At 73.1% G+C, this 17,477-nt stretch carries 18 protein-coding genes and 3 pseudogenes; 10 read left to right on the forward strand and 11 right to left on the reverse strand.

Annotated elements, in window-relative coordinates; all coding sequences use genetic code 11:
• Window positions 1-7 precede the first annotated feature (7 nt).
• Window positions 8-367 (reverse strand): annotated as a pseudogene (locus AC6F7H_RS12580) (transcriptional regulator); the annotation flags it as partial.
• Between AC6F7H_RS12580 and AC6F7H_RS12585 the strand changes: the two are divergent.
• Together AC6F7H_RS12585 and AC6F7H_RS12590 are read left to right on the forward strand one after the other, a co-directional pair.
• Window positions 363-633: pseudogene (locus AC6F7H_RS12585) on the forward strand (lipase family protein); the annotation flags it as partial. The pseudogenes AC6F7H_RS12580 and AC6F7H_RS12585 sit on opposite strands and share 5 nt — an antisense overlap.
• A 125-nt stretch (window positions 634-758) precedes the next feature.
• Window positions 759-1,130 carry a GvpU-like protein gene (locus AC6F7H_RS12590; RefSeq protein WP_500757095.1) on the forward strand — a complete coding sequence of 124 codons (372 nt, stop codon included), beginning with the start codon at window positions 759-761 and terminating at the stop codon, window positions 1,128-1,130.
• Window positions 1,131-1,159: 29 nt separating this feature from the next.
• Here AC6F7H_RS12590 and AC6F7H_RS12595 read toward each other — a convergent pair whose 3' ends face one another.
• A complete protein-coding gene (locus AC6F7H_RS12595; RefSeq protein WP_500757096.1) occupies window positions 1,160-2,305 on the reverse strand; it encodes a sugar ABC transporter substrate-binding protein in 1,146 nt (381 codons plus the stop codon).
• A gap of 441 nt (window positions 2,306-2,746) precedes the next feature.
• Here AC6F7H_RS12595 and AC6F7H_RS12600 point away from each other — a divergent pair, with 441 nt between their 5' ends.
• Together AC6F7H_RS12600 and AC6F7H_RS12605 are read left to right on the forward strand one after the other, a co-directional pair.
• Entirely contained in the window at window positions 2,747-3,706 is a 960-nt protein-coding gene (locus tag AC6F7H_RS12600; RefSeq protein WP_500757098.1) for an SCO2400 family protein, read from the forward strand.
• A 46-nt stretch (window positions 3,707-3,752) separates the two neighbouring features.
• The gene (locus AC6F7H_RS12605; RefSeq protein WP_500757099.1) at window positions 3,753-4,079 is read left to right on the forward strand and encodes an antibiotic biosynthesis monooxygenase family protein; all 327 of its coding nucleotides are present in this window, start codon (window positions 3,753-3,755) and stop codon (window positions 4,077-4,079) included.
• 243 nt (window positions 4,080-4,322) lie between these two features.
• On the opposite strand, the gene AC6F7H_RS12610 is transcribed toward AC6F7H_RS12605, so the two are convergent.
• From AC6F7H_RS12610 to AC6F7H_RS12625, 4 genes and pseudogenes are all read right to left on the reverse strand, one after another.
• Window positions 4,323-4,526 carry a cold-shock protein gene (locus AC6F7H_RS12610; RefSeq protein WP_004985680.1) on the reverse strand — a complete coding sequence of 68 codons (204 nt, stop codon included), beginning with the start codon at window positions 4,524-4,526 and terminating at the stop codon, window positions 4,323-4,325.
• A 241-nt stretch (window positions 4,527-4,767) separates the two neighbouring features.
• A complete protein-coding gene (locus tag AC6F7H_RS12615) occupies window positions 4,768-5,148 on the reverse strand; it encodes a MerR family transcriptional regulator (protein WP_500757100.1) in 381 nt (126 codons plus the stop codon).
• A gap of 171 nt (window positions 5,149-5,319) precedes the next feature.
• Entirely contained in the window at window positions 5,320-5,691 is a 372-nt protein-coding gene (locus AC6F7H_RS12620; RefSeq protein WP_500757102.1) for a DUF6479 family protein, read from the reverse strand.
• A gap of 235 nt (window positions 5,692-5,926) precedes the next feature.
• Window positions 5,927-6,444: pseudogene (locus AC6F7H_RS12625) on the reverse strand (alpha-amylase family glycosyl hydrolase); the annotation flags it as partial.
• Between the two features lie 382 nt (window positions 6,445-6,826).
• Between AC6F7H_RS12625 and AC6F7H_RS12630 the strand changes: the two are divergent.
• Entirely contained in the window at window positions 6,827-7,786 is a 960-nt protein-coding gene (locus AC6F7H_RS12630; RefSeq protein WP_500757103.1) for an LAETG motif-containing sortase-dependent surface protein, read from the forward strand.
• 73 nt (window positions 7,787-7,859) lie between these two features.
• Here AC6F7H_RS12630 and AC6F7H_RS12635 read toward each other — a convergent pair whose 3' ends face one another.
• The gene (locus AC6F7H_RS12635; RefSeq protein ID WP_500757104.1) at window positions 7,860-8,855 is read right to left on the reverse strand and encodes a nucleoside hydrolase; all 996 of its coding nucleotides are present in this window, start codon (window positions 8,853-8,855) and stop codon (window positions 7,860-7,862) included.
• A 241-nt stretch (window positions 8,856-9,096) separates the two neighbouring features.
• Here AC6F7H_RS12635 and AC6F7H_RS12640 point away from each other — a divergent pair, with 241 nt between their 5' ends.
• On the forward strand, window positions 9,097-9,900 hold the full coding sequence (locus AC6F7H_RS12640; RefSeq protein ID WP_500757105.1) for a hypothetical protein: 804 nt from the start codon (window positions 9,097-9,099) through the stop codon (window positions 9,898-9,900).
• 26 nt (window positions 9,901-9,926) lie between these two features.
• Here AC6F7H_RS12640 and AC6F7H_RS12645 read toward each other — a convergent pair whose 3' ends face one another.
• Window positions 9,927-10,196 (reverse strand): ribosomal protein L7/L12, encoded by a 270-nt coding sequence (locus AC6F7H_RS12645; RefSeq protein WP_500757107.1) that lies wholly within the window; start codon window positions 10,194-10,196, stop codon window positions 9,927-9,929.
• A gap of 59 nt (window positions 10,197-10,255) precedes the next feature.
• A complete protein-coding gene (locus tag AC6F7H_RS12650) occupies window positions 10,256-11,599 on the reverse strand; it encodes a helix-turn-helix domain-containing protein (RefSeq protein WP_500757109.1) in 1,344 nt (447 codons plus the stop codon).
• Window positions 11,600-11,697: 98 nt separating this feature from the next.
• Here AC6F7H_RS12650 and AC6F7H_RS12655 point away from each other — a divergent pair, with 98 nt between their 5' ends.
• Complete coding sequence (locus AC6F7H_RS12655) at window positions 11,698-11,865, forward strand: hypothetical protein (RefSeq protein WP_500757110.1); 168 nt, start codon at window positions 11,698-11,700, stop codon at window positions 11,863-11,865.
• A gap of 250 nt (window positions 11,866-12,115) precedes the next feature.
• Here AC6F7H_RS12655 and AC6F7H_RS12660 read toward each other — a convergent pair whose 3' ends face one another.
• Both AC6F7H_RS12660 and AC6F7H_RS12665 read right to left on the reverse strand, forming a co-directional pair.
• The gene (locus tag AC6F7H_RS12660) at window positions 12,116-13,270 is read right to left on the reverse strand and encodes a hypothetical protein (RefSeq protein WP_500761786.1); all 1,155 of its coding nucleotides are present in this window, start codon (window positions 13,268-13,270) and stop codon (window positions 12,116-12,118) included.
• A gap of 112 nt (window positions 13,271-13,382) precedes the next feature.
• Window positions 13,383-14,585 carry a PP2C family protein-serine/threonine phosphatase gene (locus AC6F7H_RS12665; RefSeq protein ID WP_500757111.1) on the reverse strand — a complete coding sequence of 401 codons (1,203 nt, stop codon included), beginning with the start codon at window positions 14,583-14,585 and terminating at the stop codon, window positions 13,383-13,385.
• Window positions 14,586-14,741: 156 nt separating this feature from the next.
• Between AC6F7H_RS12665 and AC6F7H_RS12670 the strand changes: the two genes are divergently transcribed.
• From AC6F7H_RS12670 to AC6F7H_RS12680, 3 genes are all read left to right on the forward strand, one after another.
• Window positions 14,742-15,182 (forward strand): hypothetical protein, encoded by a 441-nt coding sequence (locus AC6F7H_RS12670; RefSeq protein WP_500757113.1) that lies wholly within the window; start codon window positions 14,742-14,744, stop codon window positions 15,180-15,182.
• A gap of 219 nt (window positions 15,183-15,401) precedes the next feature.
• Window positions 15,402-16,361 carry a hypothetical protein gene (locus tag AC6F7H_RS12675; protein ID WP_500757115.1) on the forward strand — a complete coding sequence of 320 codons (960 nt, stop codon included), beginning with the start codon at window positions 15,402-15,404 and terminating at the stop codon, window positions 16,359-16,361.
• A gap of 97 nt (window positions 16,362-16,458) precedes the next feature.
• Window positions 16,459-17,460 carry an endonuclease/exonuclease/phosphatase family protein gene (locus AC6F7H_RS12680; RefSeq protein ID WP_500757116.1) on the forward strand — a complete coding sequence of 334 codons (1,002 nt, stop codon included), beginning with the start codon at window positions 16,459-16,461 and terminating at the stop codon, window positions 17,458-17,460.
• Window positions 17,461-17,477: the final 17 nt, after the last annotated feature.

Below are 17,477 nucleotides of genomic sequence, written 5' to 3' on the forward strand. Positions count from 1 at the left end.
TGACCATCCGGTCGGCGATCTCGGCGTTCGACAGACCCTCGGCGACGGGTTTCAGCACCCCGGTCTCGCGGGGTACCGGGCGGACGGCGCCTCGGCGGCGGGGGCCCGCGGGGTCGGCGAACCTGCCGGCGAGCCTGCGGGTGACGGCGGGCGACAGCAGCGACTCGCCGACGGCGACCGTACGGATGCCGTCGACCGGGTCGCGCGGCGGTGGGTCCCCGAGCAGGGATCCGCTCGCGTCGGCCCGCAGCGCCTCGTACACGTGCTCGTCGAGGTCGAAGGTGGTGACCACCAGGACCTCCATCGGCTCGGCGACACCCGGGCCGGCCGGCAGGCGGGCCGCCTCGATTCCGTCCAGGACACGCATCGGCACGCTGAGACCGTCCGGGTCCCGTCCGCGTGGCGACGGGCGTCAGCGACGACCTCGTACCGCACGGACAGGCCCGCGACCTCGCCGTCGACCGGTGCCGCAAGGGCGCCGACGTCACCTACAAGGCCGTCGTCCTGCCCGACGTCGGCAGCGCACTGCTCAACCACTTCGCACCGCTGCTGACCGACCAGGGCAGCGCCGTCGACCGGCTGTCCGGCAAGCGGGCCGCCTCCGACTGCCGGAGCATGCCCGTACAGCCCTGACGACGGCGATCGGTCCTGGTCCGCGGCTCCCGACAGCCCGGGCACCACCGCGAAGTGCCGCCACGTCGAAGTGATCCGGGCCGCCGGCCCCCCGCCGGGCCGGGGCTCGGCTACGCTCTTCGACCATGTCGCACCCTGACGATCTGCTCGTCGCCGTCGCCGCGATGGTCGAGGCGGATCGGGACAGCCAGATGTCACTCACCGTGGTGATCCCCGGTGCCGTCATCACCGGACGGCTGGCCCCCGAAGCCCTGTGGAGGGAGCGGGTGGCGGAGGTGCTGCGCGACTCCGCGCGGCTGACCCACTTCGCCGTCCCGTTCGAAGAGGCCGGCGGAGGCGGGAGCCCGTCACGCCCCTCCCACCTCCACTTCCACGTCGCCCGCATCCTCCAGGGGAGCTACGGCATCCCCGACACCGGGGGGATGTACCGCGTCGCCCTCGCCGAGGTGAGCGCCTGGACGGTGGGGGACATCGGCTATGCGGACCAGTTGACGTAGCGCGCGGACGGGGCCGGTCGGCCGGTGGTCTACGGGATGAGGCCGATCGAGGCGCAGGCCGCCCGGTACTCGGCGGTGCAGATGTCCTTGACGTCGTAGACGTCGTCCCGGATCACCGTGTCCTCGATGTTGTCCCGCGTCAGGGCGACCACCGGTATCAGCATCGTCGGGATGTCCTTCTGCGTCGAGCTGTCGACGCGGTCGACGGTCAGCGAGTCGAACTGGATGTCCCGCCCCTGGACCCGGGCCACCGCGATCTCCGCGGCGCCGCCCGCCGCGAGCCGGAACGACTTGTACACCGTCATGTGCTGCGTGCCCTCGACGATCCGCTGCACGCCCTCCAGATCGGCGTCCTGCCCGGTCACCGGCGGGAGGTCGGAGACGCCCGCCTCCTCCAGCGCCTCGATGACGGCTCCGGCCATGCTGTCGTTCGCCGAGTAGACGGCGGCGACGTTCTCGGCTCCGATGGCGTCGATCGCCTTCTCCATGTTCGCCCTGGCGACCTCGGGCTTCCACTTCTCGGTGTCGTACGTCTTGGCCACGTCCACGTTCCCGTTCAACGCGTTGAACGCGCCCTTCTTGAACAGGGCCGCGTTCGGGTCGGCGGGCGCGCCGTTCATCACGACGACCTTGCTGTCCTTCCCCTCGCTGCCGAGCGCGTCGACGATCGCACGGCCCTGCACCTCGCCGACGAGCTCGTTGTCGTGCGACACGTACGCGTCGATCGGGCCCTCGGCGAGCCGGTCGTAGGCGATGACGGGAATGCCGGCGGCCTTGGCCTTCTTCACGTCCGGTCCGACGGCCTTGGAGTCCACCGCGTTCACCAGGACCACGTCGACCTCGTCGTCGATCATCCGGCCGAACTGCCGACTCTGCTCGGCCGCGCTCCCCCCGGCGTTGGCGTAGACGACCCTGCCCTTCTTGCCGGTGAGGACGCCGACCCGCTCCTCGATGAGGGGGCGGTCGAACTTCTCGTAGCGCGCCGCGTCCTTGTCGGGCAGGAGGAGGCCCACCGTGATGTCGTTGCGCTCGCTCGGCGCCGCGGAGTCACTGCTCCCGCCGGTGTCGCCGAGCGCACCGCACGCGGAGAGCGGGAGCAGCGAGAGGGCCGTGAGGCCGGCCGTCACAAGAGTGGTGCGGGTGGTGCGGGTGGTGCGAGAAGTGCAGGGGTTCACATCAGGTGCCTTCCGGGCGAGGGGGCAGCGTGGCGACCGGTGAGGGGCAGCCAACGCCGCGCGGCCCGGCAGCGTCAAGCCGTGCCCGTCACGCGGCCCCACCTGTCGGTTCCACGGCCTGAGCGGCTGCCACCGGTCCGATTCATGGCAGCGACGACCCAAATGGGCTGTGCTCCCCGCCCCAGAACCGCCGTTGCTCCAGGGGATTTTCACTGAACATCATTCAGCCGGGAGCTCCCCGCGCACCGGGCGCCGCACATGCTCACGACATTCACGCGAAGCGGGCAGAGAACGTGCGCAGGAGTGACACACGGACTGCACACAGTGGCTCGCGGGTGTCGTTAGCGTTGCTGTTCCTGCTCCACTCGCTCTCGCGTGCGAACGCGAACGGGCCGCCTCCGGCTCGGCGGGTGCGCGCATGTCGACTCAGGAAGACAACGGATGGACTACTGCTCCACGTGTCGCCGGCATCTGAACGGCGCCCTGGTGTGCCCCGGATGCGGCGCCTACGCTCCCGACATCGCGCCGAGCGCCATGGGCGGCCGTACGGTCACCGCCCCGGTGACGACGACCGCACCCCCGGGCGCGGAAGCCACCGGGGTCGCCGAGGCCACGGAGCATGTCGACGCGGGCATCGGTACGTTCCATGACTCCGGCCTCGACCCCGCCCCCGCGGCGGCGCGCGCATCCGTGTCTGCAATGGCCGTCATACCTGCGATGTCCGCTCCCACGGGTCGGGCGGCGCGGCGACGGCAACTGGCGCGGTGGAAGAAGACCCAGCGCCGCGCCCTGGTCGCCACGGCGGTGGCGCTCGTCGGCGGCGGTCTCACCGTCGCCTCGATGGACCGGGGTTCCGGCGACCGCACCCAGGCCGCGACGGCACCCGAGGTCACCGGTATGGGTGGCGCGAAGGAGCCCGCGGAGCAGTACGGCGACCCCGCACCCGCGGTGCCCCCGCCCGGCACGCACCGGTCCTCCCCGGACCGGCCCCCGCAGTCGGCCTCGGACGACGCCCCGGACCCGCAGCCGACCGGCGCCGAGTCGACACCCGCCGTCGCGTCGGACACCCCGCCGGACGGCGTCACCGGCACGCCCACGACGGCGACGCCCCCGCCGCGGACCACCTCGCCGTCCACCGGCTCGGGTGCGGAAGCCGGCTCCGGCTCCGCCGGGGGTAGCACCGGTGCCGATTCCGGCTCCGCCGCGGCGACCCGTCCGACGAGCCCGCCCGTGGCCGCCTCCGGCAACGGAGGCAACGGGGACGGCAGCGGCGGCGGGAGCGGGAGGTCGGGAGGCGAGAGCGGCTCGCAGCCCGCCACGCAGGCTCCCTCGACGCCCTCGCCCGACTCACCGGGCACGCCCCGCTCCGAACTGTGCCTGCTGGTGATCTGCCTCGGCTGACCGCCCCCAGCACGTGTTCCGCGCCGTGCTGCGGAACAATCGGAACATGAGCATCGTCAAGATCAACGTACTCACGGTCCCGGAAGAGCAGCGGGAGACACTGGAGCAGCGGTTCGCCGCGCGGGCGGGAGCGGTGGAGGGTTCGGACGGCTTCGAGTGGTTCGAGCTGCTGCGCCCGGTGGAGGGCACCGACACCTATCTCGTCTACACCCGCTGGCGGTCCGAGGAGGACTTCCAGCGCTGGATGGAGGGCCGCGCCCAGGCCGCACACGGCGGTGAGGGCGCGCAGGGCGACCGCCCGAAGCCCGCGGCCACGGGGGCGACGTTGTGGTCCTTCGAGGTGGTCCAGCAGACCGGCCCCAAGCAGGCCTGACCCACCGCTGCGGCGCCCCCGCGTCCACCCGGACCGTGTACACGTCGGTCACTCGTCCGGCGGAGAAGCGTACGAGCCGACGAGTGGACACTCGTCGGAAAGCGCGGGCCTCGATCCGCCGGCCCTTTCTTTCCCGGGCAGCGGAAACACATGCCGGAACCGGAGCCCGGAAAACACGGAGCAGGGCCCCGCACCGATGTGCGGGGCCCTGCTGAAATCCCTGCGTACTCGCGTACGTACGGGTCAGGCGGGAACGATGTTCTCGGCCTGCGGGCCCTTCTGGCCCTGCGTGACGTCGAAGGTCACCTTCTGGCCCTCCTGGAGCTCACGGAAGCCCGAGGTGGCGATGTTCGAGTAGTGGGCGAACACGTCGGCGCCGCCGCCGTCCTGCTCGATGAAGCCGAAGCCCTTTTCCGAGTTGAACCACTTCACCGTACCGGTGGCCATATCAAATCTCCTGAGACAGTGCTGGGAAAACGCACTTCACGAATTCCCTCATCGTCGCGATGATCACCTGCCCGGAGAACCGGTAGCAAAATGGCAACCACAACTGCAACTGACGCCAGCTTAGCATGGACCATATCCACGGCAAGCGAGGAAAATCACCGAAAAACAACGTCGACAACGCGTTTAAGGAAATAGATTTCCATGACGGATACTGGATTTCTGTTCCGGCGGGAACAGATTTTCAGTGGTGCTGGCGCACGGCATCCGCGCCCCGTCGGCGCAGCTCCTCGTTGAGCCGCTCGACCTGCTCCAGCCGCTCCTCCAGGTCGATGATGCGACACGCGGCGTCGACCGGAGTCCCCTGGTCGACGAGCTCGCGGGCCCTGGCGGCGAGCTTCAGCTGGTGGCGCGAGTAGCGGCGGTGGCCGCCCTCCGAACGCATCGGGGTGATCAGCTCCGCCTCGCCCAGGGCGCGGAGGAAGGCGGGTGTCGCTCCGACCAGTTCGGCGGCCCTGCCCATGGTGTAGGCCGGGAAGTGGTCGTCGTCGAGCCGGTCGGCGACGGGCAGCCGGGCGTCGTCCGGCTGCGAGGCGTCGGCATACGGCTGACTCTCCGGGGGCATGCACACCTTCCTGCGGACCGCAGGGGACACGGACCGCCACGGGGACGGGTTCCCCGCACCGGAACTCTAATCGCCTCGGCGGAAAAACTGTCGCGGCGCACACAGATGTCCGTGTCTGCCCCTGTTCCGCTTGCGGGGAGACGGGAATCCCCCTCTCGCGAGGGAGAGCACTCAGACGTGCCCGGGACCTCCACTGCCGAAGCCTCCGCTGGAGCCGGGCAGCCAGCGCCGCCGCTGCTGGTCCTTCCCGGTTCTGGTCGCGGAGTGATGGAGCTGGTAGGGCATGAGCCGTTCGCCGTCCCTGGACACCACCGGCACCTCGTCCGGCTCCCGCATCTCCCGCGTCTCGTGGACCGCGCCGGTCTCCGGCAGCTTCGGCTGCTCCTCGGGACTGGGGCGGCTTTCTTCTTGATCCATGACCTTCATGCCGACACGTACGGCCCAGATCAGCGCGCCGGCCACGACCAGCCCGCCGACGAAGGCCGCGAGCAGACTCAGTACTTGCTGGCTCGCGGCCAGCAGTTCATACGATGTCGCGTTCATGGTCCGATTATGGATGAGAAAGTGAGATAAAGCACACGAATGCCCCATTTACCCATTCGGGAGGTCCCGGCGGGTGCCCCGCGCTCATTCGGCCGCTCCGGCAGGCGGGGGCCTTGGTGCCATGACAAATTACCGACGGAGGGAAGGCCGGGACGGGCCGTCGCGTCCCCACGTGTGCAGCTCGGGGCTCGCCCCGGCCTTCCCGCTCACCCCGCCCCGTCCCTCGGGACGGAAGGAGGTGCAGGTACCACTGCCCCTCGGGCACCCGCCGCCAGGCGCTGCCGCCGAAGACGGACTGCCGGTCGGTGGGCGGGTGTTCGCCCCGCGGGCCGCGCCCGTCGCGGAAGACCGAGCGCTCGCGGGCCGGGGAGCCGGGGCCGACGCGCAGCGCCTCCTGGAACCAGACGTGCTGGTGGGAGGTGTGGTCGGGGACGATGTCGACGATCACCTTGAGGCCCGGGCGGTGCGCCTCGGCGACCAGCGCGCCGAAGTCGTCGAGGGTGCCGAGGCGCGGGTCGACGTCCCGCGGGTCAAAGACGTCGTAGCCGCCGTCGGCGAGTTCGGACGGGTGGAACGGACTCAGCCAGAGGGCGTCCGCGCCCAGGGCGGCGAGGTGGGTGAGGAGCCGGGTGACGCCGCGCGGGTCGCCGGACCGTCGCCGTCGGCGAAGCTGCGTGGACAGACCTGGTGGACGACGGCCTGCCGCCACCAGTCGGGGTTGCGTGAGCAGAGGTCGGGGGCGGCGTCGGACATAACGCCCGGGCCGGGTGGGGCCGGGGCGGAGGCCGGCGGGGTCGGCCGGGGGGCGGGCGGATCGGTGCGGTCGGTCACGCGGTCTCCGCCGGGTGGGGCGGGCGACAGCATGAATCCTTCCGGAAGACCGCAAAAGTGAACACACGGGCGGAGCGGAGGCATTCCTTCCTTGTGTGGCGGGCACGTGAAGAGCAAGCAACTCCCCTTGTGTAGACGCAGGTTGACAGGGTGATGCGGCGCGGCCACCATGAAGGCGCACTGAGGCACATGTGACCAATGAGCCTCGTGCTTCTTCGACCACTCATGCCCGGGACGGCCGGCCGCCGCGTGCTGCCCTGCCGCCGTGCCCCGGTTTCCGGCACACGCCAAGAATGGGATCCGCATGTCCATAGCGAGACGTGTCCTCACCCGCCGCCTGCTGGGGACGGGCGCCGCGACCCTCGCCCTCTGCGCGGCCACCGCCGTCGCCGCGACCTCCGCCTCCGCCCACGGCTCTCCCGGCGGGGACGGCTGGAAGTCGGGCGGCGACTACCGGCCGGGCACCGGTGCCGGCACGGTCACCGAGACCGACCGCTGCCAGTTCTCGCTCGACGGCAAGAACTTCTTCGACTCCGTCAAGGTCGACGACCAGAACCTGCGGCCCAGCGAGGACGGCAAGGTCCACATCGAGGTCCGCACCGCCGGTGACGCGTCCACCTGCACCGCCTCGCTCGCCTCCTACCTGGCGCACGGCGCCACCTTCGCCTCCTCCGGCGAGCAGGTCTTCGTCGACTTCGACACGGTGACGGTCAAGCCCGGCACGACCGATTCCCTCGACATCGCCGTCCCGGACAAGGGCTGCTTCGCGCAGATCGACCTCTACCGGGGCGCCGTGAGGTTCGACGGCAAACCGGACGCGAACGACGGCTTCGAGCACGGTGAGCTGCCGAAGGGGCCGGACCGTCCGGTCATCAAGGACAAGCTGATCGCGGCCTGGAACGGCGGCACGAAGGACTGCACCGCCGACACCCCGGCCGAGGAGCCGGCCCCCGAGCCGTCCACCTCCGCACCGGAGCCGTCGGAGCCTTCGGAGCCCGCCGAGGACACCACCGCGCCGGCCTCCGGGACGCCGGGCGAGCCGTCCACGACGCCCGGCACCGACGCGCCCGACCAGTCCCCCTCCGAGCCGGCCACCGAACCGGGTGTCTCGCCGAACGGCGGCAGCGACAACCTCGCGGAGACCGGAGCCGACGGCAACACCGGCCCGTTCGCGATCGGCGCGGCGGTTCTGCTGGCGGGCGGCGCGGCGCTCGTCGTGGTCACCCGCCGCAAGCGCGCCGGCACCAGCGCCGACGGTCAGTAACCGGTAGCGCCCGCATACACGCCCGGCCCGTCCCCCGCGGGCCGGGCGTTCGGGTCCGGGGCGGCCGGCGGGCCTACCGCTGCGCTCCGGCCCCTCCTCCCTCCACGGTCGCCAGGTAGAGCCGCACGTAGCGCCGTACGTCCACGTCCAGCCCGACGTCCACCAGGCACTGCCCGCGCGTGCCCCCGTGCAGTTCGGACTCGCCGGTCCGGGGGCGGCGGTCGACCACGGTCTGGCCGCGGGCCGGGCCGGGGCCCAGGGAGACCTCGACGGGGAGCCGGCGGGTGGTCAGGCCCTCCGGATCGACGACCGCGCACAGCGCACCCGCGTCGCCGAGCCCGCCCGCGTCCTCGGTGGGGTCCTCGGGTCCGCTGCCGGGTGTCGCGGGCCGGTGGGCCAGCAGGTCACCGGCCAGCCGGGCGCCCGGTTCGGTGCTCGCGCGCAGCCTGCGCACCTCGGCCGCCGGGACGACGACCCGCTGGAACACGTCCAGGCCGTACATCGTGATCGGCACCCCGGCGGTGAGCAGGATCGCGGCGGCCTCCGGATCGTGCCAGACGTTGAACTCGGCCACCGCGGTGGCGTTGCCGGTGCCCGCCGCGCCGCCCATGAACACGATCCGCTCGATGTTGCGGGTGACCTCGGGATGTGTCCGCAGCAGCAGCGCGACGTTGGTCAGCGGGGCGGTGGGCACCAGGGTGACCGGGCGCGGGGAGGCGAGGATCTCGCGGCGCAGCAGGGCCACCGCGTCCACGTCCGCCGGGAGGCGCCGCGGGGCGGGCAGGCCGAGGTCGCCCATCCCGTCGTGGCCGTGGACGTGCCGTGCGGAACGCGGCGCCTCGATCAGCGGGCGCTCGGCGCCCCGGGCGACCGGAATGCCGGGCGCGCCCGCCTGTTCCAGCACGGTGAGCGTGTTGCGGACGACGCCGTCCACGTCCGTGTTGCCGGCCACACAGGTCACCGCGCGCAGGTCGATCCCCGGGTGGCGGACGGCGAACAGCAGGGCCAGGGCGTCGTCGACACCCGTGTCACAGTCGATGATCACCGGGATGGGCAGACCGTTCGGCACGGCGCGGACTCCTTCGGGGCGGGGTCGGGGAAGAGCCGGGGACGGGAACCACGGGCGGGAAGGGAACACAAAGGTGACACAGAGGAGCCGCGAGGGGGGCGGGGACGGTTCCCCCGGCGCGCTCACCCGGACGGACCGCCGCGCTGGTGGGGCGGGCGGCTCGGTGGTGCCGTAAGAGCACGTCCCGACCCTGGGCGAGCAGAACACAGCCGCAGCCAGGCTCCACCAGGAGGCACCCCCGATGACGCACTCCCAGGCCGCCGCCCGCGCCCTTCTCGCCTCCGCGCTGTCGGTGTCCGCGCTGCTGGCCACGGCCGCCTGCTCCGTCGGCGGGCAGGACGGGCCCGGGACGGTGGTGCCGTCGTCCGTCTCCGCCCCGGCGTCCTCCGCCGCGCCGGCCGTCGAGCAGCCCTCCGCGTCACCGCCCGACGCCGGGCTGAGCGAGGAACAGGTCCGGGCCGCACTGATCACGGAGACGGACCTGGGACAGCCCTGGGTGCCGACGCGGGGCGCGGCGACCTGGCGGGACGGGCTGCTCAAGGCGAGCACGAAGAACGCCGACTGCCGGCGTCTGCTCGACGTCCTCTACACCGAGGAGCTGTTCGGCACGCCGACCGGACCACGGGCCGTGGTCGCCCTGGACGACGCCTACAACGGCGCCCAACTGCGCTACCAGGTCGCCGCGTACCGGCCCGCCGACGTGGACCGCACACTGAAGTGGCTCGGCGGACTGCCGGACAAGTGCGGGGATTTCAAGGCGACGACCAAGCGGGACGGCGTGCAGGAGACCGAGGTCGACGCGTTGCGGCTGCCGGAGATCGGGGACGCGCGGCAGGCGTTGCGGGTCAGCATGACCGGCAAGGCGCCCGACGGTGAGCCGACGCATCTCACCCTGGACGTCGCGGTGGTCCGCATCGGTGCGGACACCATCACCCTCACCAACGGCGGGTTCGGCGAGGTGCTGTCCGAACTCACCCAGGTGATGGCGGAGTTCGGGGCGGGCCGACTGACGGAGATCAGGAAGCAGGGGCGCGCGGAGGTCTGACCGCGGTGCCGCTCACCCGGTGCCGTTCAGTCCAGACGGTCCACGGCCTCCTTGGCCTCGGCCAGGCCCGCTCCGGTGGCCTCGCGGTAGGCCTTGACCGCCTGGATCTTCTTGCCCTCCCGCACGAGCGCGACGATCTCCTCCCGGCGCGGGACCTCCTCGTGCAGGTCCAGGTGCTCGAGCACGAGGTCGAGCTTGCGTTCGAGACGGGCGGCACGGCGGTCGGCCCGGGAGATCTCGACCTTGATGGTGATGATGCCGAGGAACACGATGAGGAAGGGCACGGCTATGTCCATTCCGGCAGCGTAGGCGGTGGAGGCTGCGCTGCCGGAGGATTTCGGCTTCGGGCTCGTGTTCAGACCGGCGGCTGGGCCGGGGCCGGTCCCAGGGTCGTGGTGCCCGGGGCCGTGCGGTGGCCGAGACCGGTGCGGTAGGCGTCCAGGGCGGCCTCGACGCGGCCGGTGCGGCGGAGCAGGTCGCCGAGGAGGCGGCACAGGTCGGCCAGGTCGCCGGCCGCCCCCGCCCGCTCCAGCAGGCTCATCGCGCGGACGTAGTGCTCCTCGGCCTGCTCGGGGTCACGCACGTCCTCGGCGATGATGCCGAGCAGCCGGTGCGCCGCCGCCGCGTGCACCGCGCCCCGTTCGGGGGAGAGGCCGCCGAGCACGTCCCGCAGCAGGGCGGCCGCCTCCCGCGAACTTCCGCGCCGGTGAAGTACGTCGGCCAGCTCCACGGTGACCTGACTGCTGTAGAGGACGGCACGGGAGGCCGACAGCATCTCCAATGCCTGCCGCAACTCTCCTTCCGCCAGGTCGAGTTCGCCGTTCTGCGCATACACGTACCCGCGCATCCAGTGGCAGTTGGCGAGCTCCGTACGCAGGTGCAGCCCGCGGTACAGCTCGGCCGCCTTGGCCAGCGAGGCGTCGGCCTCGGCGATCCGGCCCTCGGCGAGCAGGGTGCGGGCCACCGACCGGTGCATGCGCGCCACCAGCGCCGGGTCACCGGCCTGCGGGGCGAGCGTCAGTGCGAGCTCCGCCGCCTGGGCGGCACGCGCGTGTGCGCCCATGTCCATGTACGGGCCGATCACGCTGGCGTAGAGCAGCAGCAGCGCGTCCGGGTCGTGCAGCCCGGCCCGGTTCAGCTCGTCGATGGTGGACTCCAGCAGGTAGACCGCGTACCGGAGTTCGCCCGCGAGGTAGTGCGCGACGGCCCGTCCGCGCAGCGCCGGCACCCGGGCCGGCAGCGGGGCGTCGACGAGGCGTTTCTCCGCCCGTTCGAAGTACTCGCGACCGGGCTCCAGTTCACCGGCCTCCAGTGCGCACTCGCCGAGCCCGAGCAGCGCGGCGGCCTGCTCCTCGGCGAGGCCCAGCGCCTCGGCCTCGGCGAGCAGCCCGGAGTACTGCCGCACCGCCGTCGCGGCCTCGCCGAGGGCGAGGGAGCGCTGGGCCTCGGTCAGCCGGAACCGCAACTCGGTGACGAGCCGCGCCGAACGCCCGGTCGCCAGTTCGTCGAACGTGACTCCGAGCCGGTCGGCGAGATGCCGCAGGGCGTCGTCGGAGGGCCGCACCCGTCCGGCCTCCAGCGTGGAGACGTAAGCGGGGGTGTACACCGGCTCGGCCAGCTGTTTCTGGGTCAGTCCGCGCTGCACGCGCAGCCGCTGCACCCGACGCCCGATGATGTCCGGATCGTCACGCTCCCCCACCGCCAACTCCCCCTGTTCCTCTTGCCGTTCGAGACCGACAGCCCCTAGGTTAAACCGCGGATTAAACCCGCTTAACCCGTCGTTGTTGCGAGGTCGCCGTGCTGGAACGCATTCGCACCACCAGGCGTTACGCCAGAGGCCTCGTCGCGGCCGTCGCAGCCGTCGCCGCACTGGTCCTGGCAGCCAACGCGGGTCCGGCCAAGGCCACCCACGTCGAGGAGTCGGAGCAGCGCACCACGGCCCCGGTGGAGGCCGCGGTCCGCTAGGGCCTGTCCGGCGGAGCAGGGCGCGGGAAATCGACGGCGCCTCATCAGCGCGGGTGAGCGGGGGCGATGGGGGTGCACCGCTCACGGGGTCCCTCCCGCTCCTGGGGTCCCCTCTGCTCGAAGGGCTTGGGGAAGGGCGTGCCGGCCCCCGCGTCTGCGGCATGACCCGCCGGACAGGCCCCGGGGCACCCCGGCCCCCGCTCCTCCGGCAGGAGCCGTCTCAGCCATGCCTCACCACCGTGCGGGCTCTTCAGTTCTGCGTCTGCAACTGGCTCAGCTGCCGCCGCACGTGGTCCAGGGCCCCTTGCTGCCGTCCGGGCACGCGGGCGCGCAACTCCGCCAGCCGCAAGCCGAGTTCACGAGCCCGTACCGGGTCTTCGATCCGGCCCCACTGGTGGTGCGCCCGGTCCACGGCCGTTTCGACGACGGAGGCGTCCACCGCCTGGCCGGTGTTCAGCCGTGCGGCGGCCACCGTCAGCCAGGTACGGCAGCTGAGCGCCGCGTCCCCGGCCAGCATCGCCAGATCGGCACGGACCTCGGCCCAGTGCAGCGCCTCCTCGGAGGCGGGCCCGTACGCGAGAACGGCACTGTGCTCGTGCCGCGCGGCGAGCGCGTCGGCGTCCGCGTGACGGCCGGACCGCACGGCCGCCGTGATGGCCGCGTGCGGGTCCCCCGGGGCGGGCCCGGACCCGCGCCGCGCCAGTACCAGACCGGGGTGCGCGCCCTCCGCGGCGACCCGGGTCAGCGCCTGCTGGTGCAGTTCCTCGTCCGACGGGCGCCGTCCGCTGCGCAGCAGCGTCGCGACCGCCTTCATGTACGCCGGCACCGCGACCGTACGACGGGAGTGCGGCGGCGCGACACGGCCGTACACGGCGGTGTCCCGGCCGGAGTCGAGCACGAGCGGCGCCGGGGCCGGCACCGGGGTCCGCGGGACGGGCTGCTGGTGGGGCAGCAGCCGGGGGGCCTGCGGGGAACCCGGTGTCCGCGGGGAGCACAGTGCCTGCCAGGTCTCCGGGTCCGCGTACAGGTCGAGGATCAACGTCGTGGCGCCCGGGGGCCGCAGCCGCAGCTCCTCCCGGAACCAGTGCCACGGGAACGCCGTGTAGCGCGCGGTCGACGCGGTGGTGCGGGCCAGTGCCAGATGGGGCAGGCGCTGGCGGCGGTCGAGCAGCAACTGTCCGGTGACGTACACGGTGAGCGGTCCGGGAGCGGTCGCGGCGGCGCGCAGCCGGGTCAGGACGGCCTGCGGCTCGAGCGGGTCGGCGAGTTCGACGACGTTCGCGGTGTCCGTGCCGGACAGCACGGCGGGCGGTACGGCCGCGAGGACGGGGAGCACCGACGCCGCGTCCACCAGCCGCCCCCGTCCCAGCGGCGAGGCCGCCAGCAGCAGCACGGTCCCGGGCATGGTCCCTGACACGATTCCCTCCCTCTGTCGATCACCCTGTCGATCGGCCCGCCGATCGGCCCGTCGATCGGCCAGACCAGCACCGTAACCGCTGTGGCTCCCGCCGGGGGGCTCAGATCCGTGAACGTCCTCCTTCGGGGCGTTCGCCCCCGGGTGCGCGGGTTCGACGGACGGCGAAGGCGGTCGTGTCGTCGGTCAGCCGGCCGCCGCTGTGCCGGAGTGTCCCCTCCCTCACGAAGGCGACCAGCCGGCCCGGTTCGGCGAGGCCCGGGTCCCGCGTGACCGCCCGCGCCACCTCCTCGGAGAGCCGGTAGAACGCCCCGTGGGCGTCCCGCGCCTCGGTCACCCCGTCGGTGACCATCAGCAGCGTCTCGTCGGCGGCCAGCGGCAGCCGGTGCACGCGCACCGGGGCGGGGTCCAGCTCGCGCAGACCCAGCGGAAGAGCACCGGTCACGGGCAGCGACCGTACGCTGCCGGGCCCCACGACCAGCGGTGGTTCGTGGCCGAAGACGACGGTCTCCACCGTGTCGGAGGAGGCCGCGGGGAAGCCCAGCAGCACGGCGGTGGCGAAGCGGTCGACCTCGGCCCGGCCGAGGGCCCTGGTGTAGTCCCGGTGAGACAGCATCCGCTCCTCCAGTCGCTCGGCGACGGTCTTCAGCTGCGGCTCGTGGCAGCCCGCCTCGCGGAACGTGCCGAGCAGCACCGACGCCGTCTCGACCGCGCCCAGCCCCTTGCCCTGGACGTCCCCGACGAGGACCCGGGTGCCGTACGGGCCCGGCTGGATGTCGTAGAAGTCACCGCCGACCCGGGCACCGACCTCCGGGCTGAGGTAGACGCCCGCGTGCTCCAGGCCGCCCCAGAGCGGCGGCAGGGGGCGCAGCACCGTGCGGCGGACCGTGTCGGCCACGTCCCGCATGTACAGCGTGCGCCGCTCACCGCGCACCCGGACCGCGCACGCCAGCGTCGCCAGGACACCTCCGACGGCGACGAGGATGAAATCGGGCAGCCCCGTCTGGAACTCGTGCGGCCAGGCGCTGTCGACGACCGAGAAGGTGCCGATCGCGAGCGCCGCGAACACGGCCGTGCCCCACACCCCGCAGATCGCGGCGGCGATGCCCGGCACCAGCACGATCCAGGAGATGATCCGGAACTGTCCGCCGGTGTGGTAGTCGGCCACCGCGATGACGACCAGCAGCAGGAGCGGCGGCACCCAGGCGACACCGCGTCCCCGTACCCGCAGCAGTTCGTACCGGTGCACGGCATTCCCGCGACCGGCTCGGGAGTACCGGTCGTGTCCCTTGCTGCCCTGGCGCACCGCCCCAGCGAAGCACGCGGCCGCACCGGACGCATCCGGTCGGTACGCCGACTTGCCGACGGCCCCGTACCGGTGTGCTCTGGAGGAGGAAGCGAGGAGAAGCCCGTCCACCCATCCAGGGGAAGCTGAGGAAAGCTGAGGAAGAGGAGCGCTCTCATGGCTCATGCGGCACCCGGATCCAGGACCGTGAGCGGGCGGCCCGGCACGATCCGCCTCTTCAGCGACCGGGCCCACGGCGTCGCCAGGCTGGCGGTGCCCGTCGTCCTCGGGCTCGTGTACGGCTACTGGGCGGCGGCCAACGCCCGCCACGGCGGGCCCGTCACCAGTGGGAACATCCTGTTCGGGTTCCTCACCGCGCTGGTGTTCGCCGTCCTGTGCGCGGCCCTGCTGAGCGTCGCGCCGAAGCTGCCCCGCGAAGTGCACGCGGTGCTGTGGGGCGCCTTCTCCGGCGTCGCGGTCGGCTTCCTCGTCAACCAGTCCGACACGAGCGTGCTGCGGTCGGCGGCGCTGGGGGTGGCGGCCGCGGCGTTCGTCTTCGCGTTCCTTTTCTACCGCTACTACACGCACGAGGACGCGAAGGGTCACCGCATCGAGTGACGCGGCCTCCTCGTCCGCCCCGGTGGCCTCCTTCGCGGCGGCCGCCGGCCCCTTAGCCGCTGCCTCCGGTCCGGCATCGCGGGCGCCGGGCACGGGGCGGGTGATCCGAGCACTCCGGACCTCCGGGTACTCCGGACCTCCGGGTACTCCGGACCTCCGGGTACTCCGGATGCCCGCCCCGCGCTCGCGCGTCCGGCCCCCGGCACCTTGGCTGGAGAGATGCCTCCCGCCGCCGAAGCGCCCCGCCGCGAACCGACCGCCGCACGTCTGCGCAACGCCCTGTCGGCGGCGCTCCTCGCCCTGGCGTGCCTGCTCGCGCCCTGCGGCGCGCTCGCGGCCTGGGCGGCGTACGGGCTGGCCGACACCGGACGGTACGTCGAAACGATGGCGCCGCTGGCAGCCGACCCCGGCGTACGCGACGCGGTCGCCGAGGCCGTCGGGGACGAGGTCCTGCGGGAGCTGGACCCGGGACCGGCGCGCAGCACGTTCGAGCCGTTCGTACGGGAGGCGGTCCGCTCGTTCACCCGCACCGAGGCGTTCGCCACGGCGTGGGAGGCGGGGAACCGGGCCGTCCACGACGCCGTCCTGCACGCCCTGCGTGACGAGCGGGCGGCCCCCGGCCCGGTCACCGTCGACCTCGCGCCCGTCACCGCCCGGGTGAAGCAGCGACTCGTCGCCGATCACATGCCGTGGGCCGAGCGCATTCCGGTCCGGCACATCGAGGTCGCGGTGGTGCCGGCGGGGGAGGTGGCCGGGCTCCGGCAGGGGTACCGCGTCCTGGCCGCCGCCGCCTTCTGGCTGCCGCCCGCGGCCGTCGTCCTGGCCGTCGCCGGGATCGCCGTCGCCGTCCGCCGCCGCCGCGCGGTCACCGCGACCGGACTCGGCATCGCGCTGGGCGGCGGTCTGCTCGCCGTCGCCGTCGTCATCGGCCGCCACCTCACCCTGGCCGACCTGCCCGAGCGGGCCCACCGCCCCGCGGCGGGCGCGGTGTACGACGCCCTCACCGCCACGTTGCGCCCCGCGTCCTGGCTGTTGCTCGCGCTGGGCCTGGCGATGGCCCTCGCCTCCTGGCTGACCGGGCTCCGCGGTCGTCGCACCGCCCGGCACGGCAGCCGTGCCCCGCGGCTCCGCGGAACGACGGCACCTCCCACGGCCGCCCCGCCCCGGGCGCGGGTCTGAGCGCGGATCGCCGCAACCTCCCGTCGTGCGCCCTCGTCCTTGAGGGAGGATCTCCGTGCATCCCGGTGCATCCCACCCGCGAGCGGAAGGCCGGACGTTGGACACTGCGACTGCCGAGTGGGCGGCCACCGAGGACGGCGCCGGACGCCGCGGCGGCGGGCGGCGGTTCGGCGCGTGGTGCGCGGCGCTGCTCTTCGCCGGGGTGAGCGCCGTCGTCGGCTGCCGGACCGTCGGCACCGACGGCGTCACCCCGGTTCCCCAGCTGCTCGCGTTCCTGCCCTGGCTGCTCGTCCCCACCGCCGCCGGACTGCTGTGCACCGTGCTCGCCCGGTGGTGGACCGGCGCGGTGTGGGGCGTCGCCCTGCTCGGGCTGCTGGCCTGGTTCATCGAGCCGTACGGGAAGACCGGCGCGCCCGTCGGGCCCCCCGTCGCCGAGCTGCGGGTCATGACCTCCAACGTCGAGTTCGGCCGGGCCGCCGAAGGGCTGGTCGACGCCGTGCTCCGGGAGAAACCCGACCTGGTGTTCGTCCAGGAGTGCGAGTACACCTGCGACGCGGTGCTGAAGCGGGAGCTGGCGGCCGCCTATCCGCACCGGCGGGCCGTGGCGGGCGGCGGCTCCGAGGGCTCCGTCATCCTCAGCCGCTTCCCGCTCGAGGGCACCGACGGCGTCCCCGGCACCATGGGCATGCCCGGCGCCGTCGCCGACGTCGACGGGCACGCGGTACGGCTCCAGCTCGCCCACCCCATGCCGCCGCTCCCCGGCCAGGTGGACGTCTGGCAGCGCGAGCTCGGCGGGCTGCGCGACGCGGCCGCCGCGGACCGGACGACCCCGACGGTGCTCGCCGGGGACTTCAACGCCTCCCAGGACCACGCCGCCTTCCGGCGCATCCTCGACACGGGTCTCAGCGACGCCGCCCGGCTGGACGGCTCGTACCGGATTCCGACCTGGCCGGCCAGGACCACTCCGACGTTCGGCGCCCAGATCGACCACGTGCTGGTGTCCGAGCGGTTCACCGCGGACCGGGCCCGCTTCCTCGACCTCGCCGACACCGACCACCGCGCGCTGGTCGTCGACCTGAGGCTGCACCGCGGCGGCTGACCCGGACCCGGCCCCCG

This window comes from Streptomyces sp. MMS24-W38, from assembly GCF_059889265.1.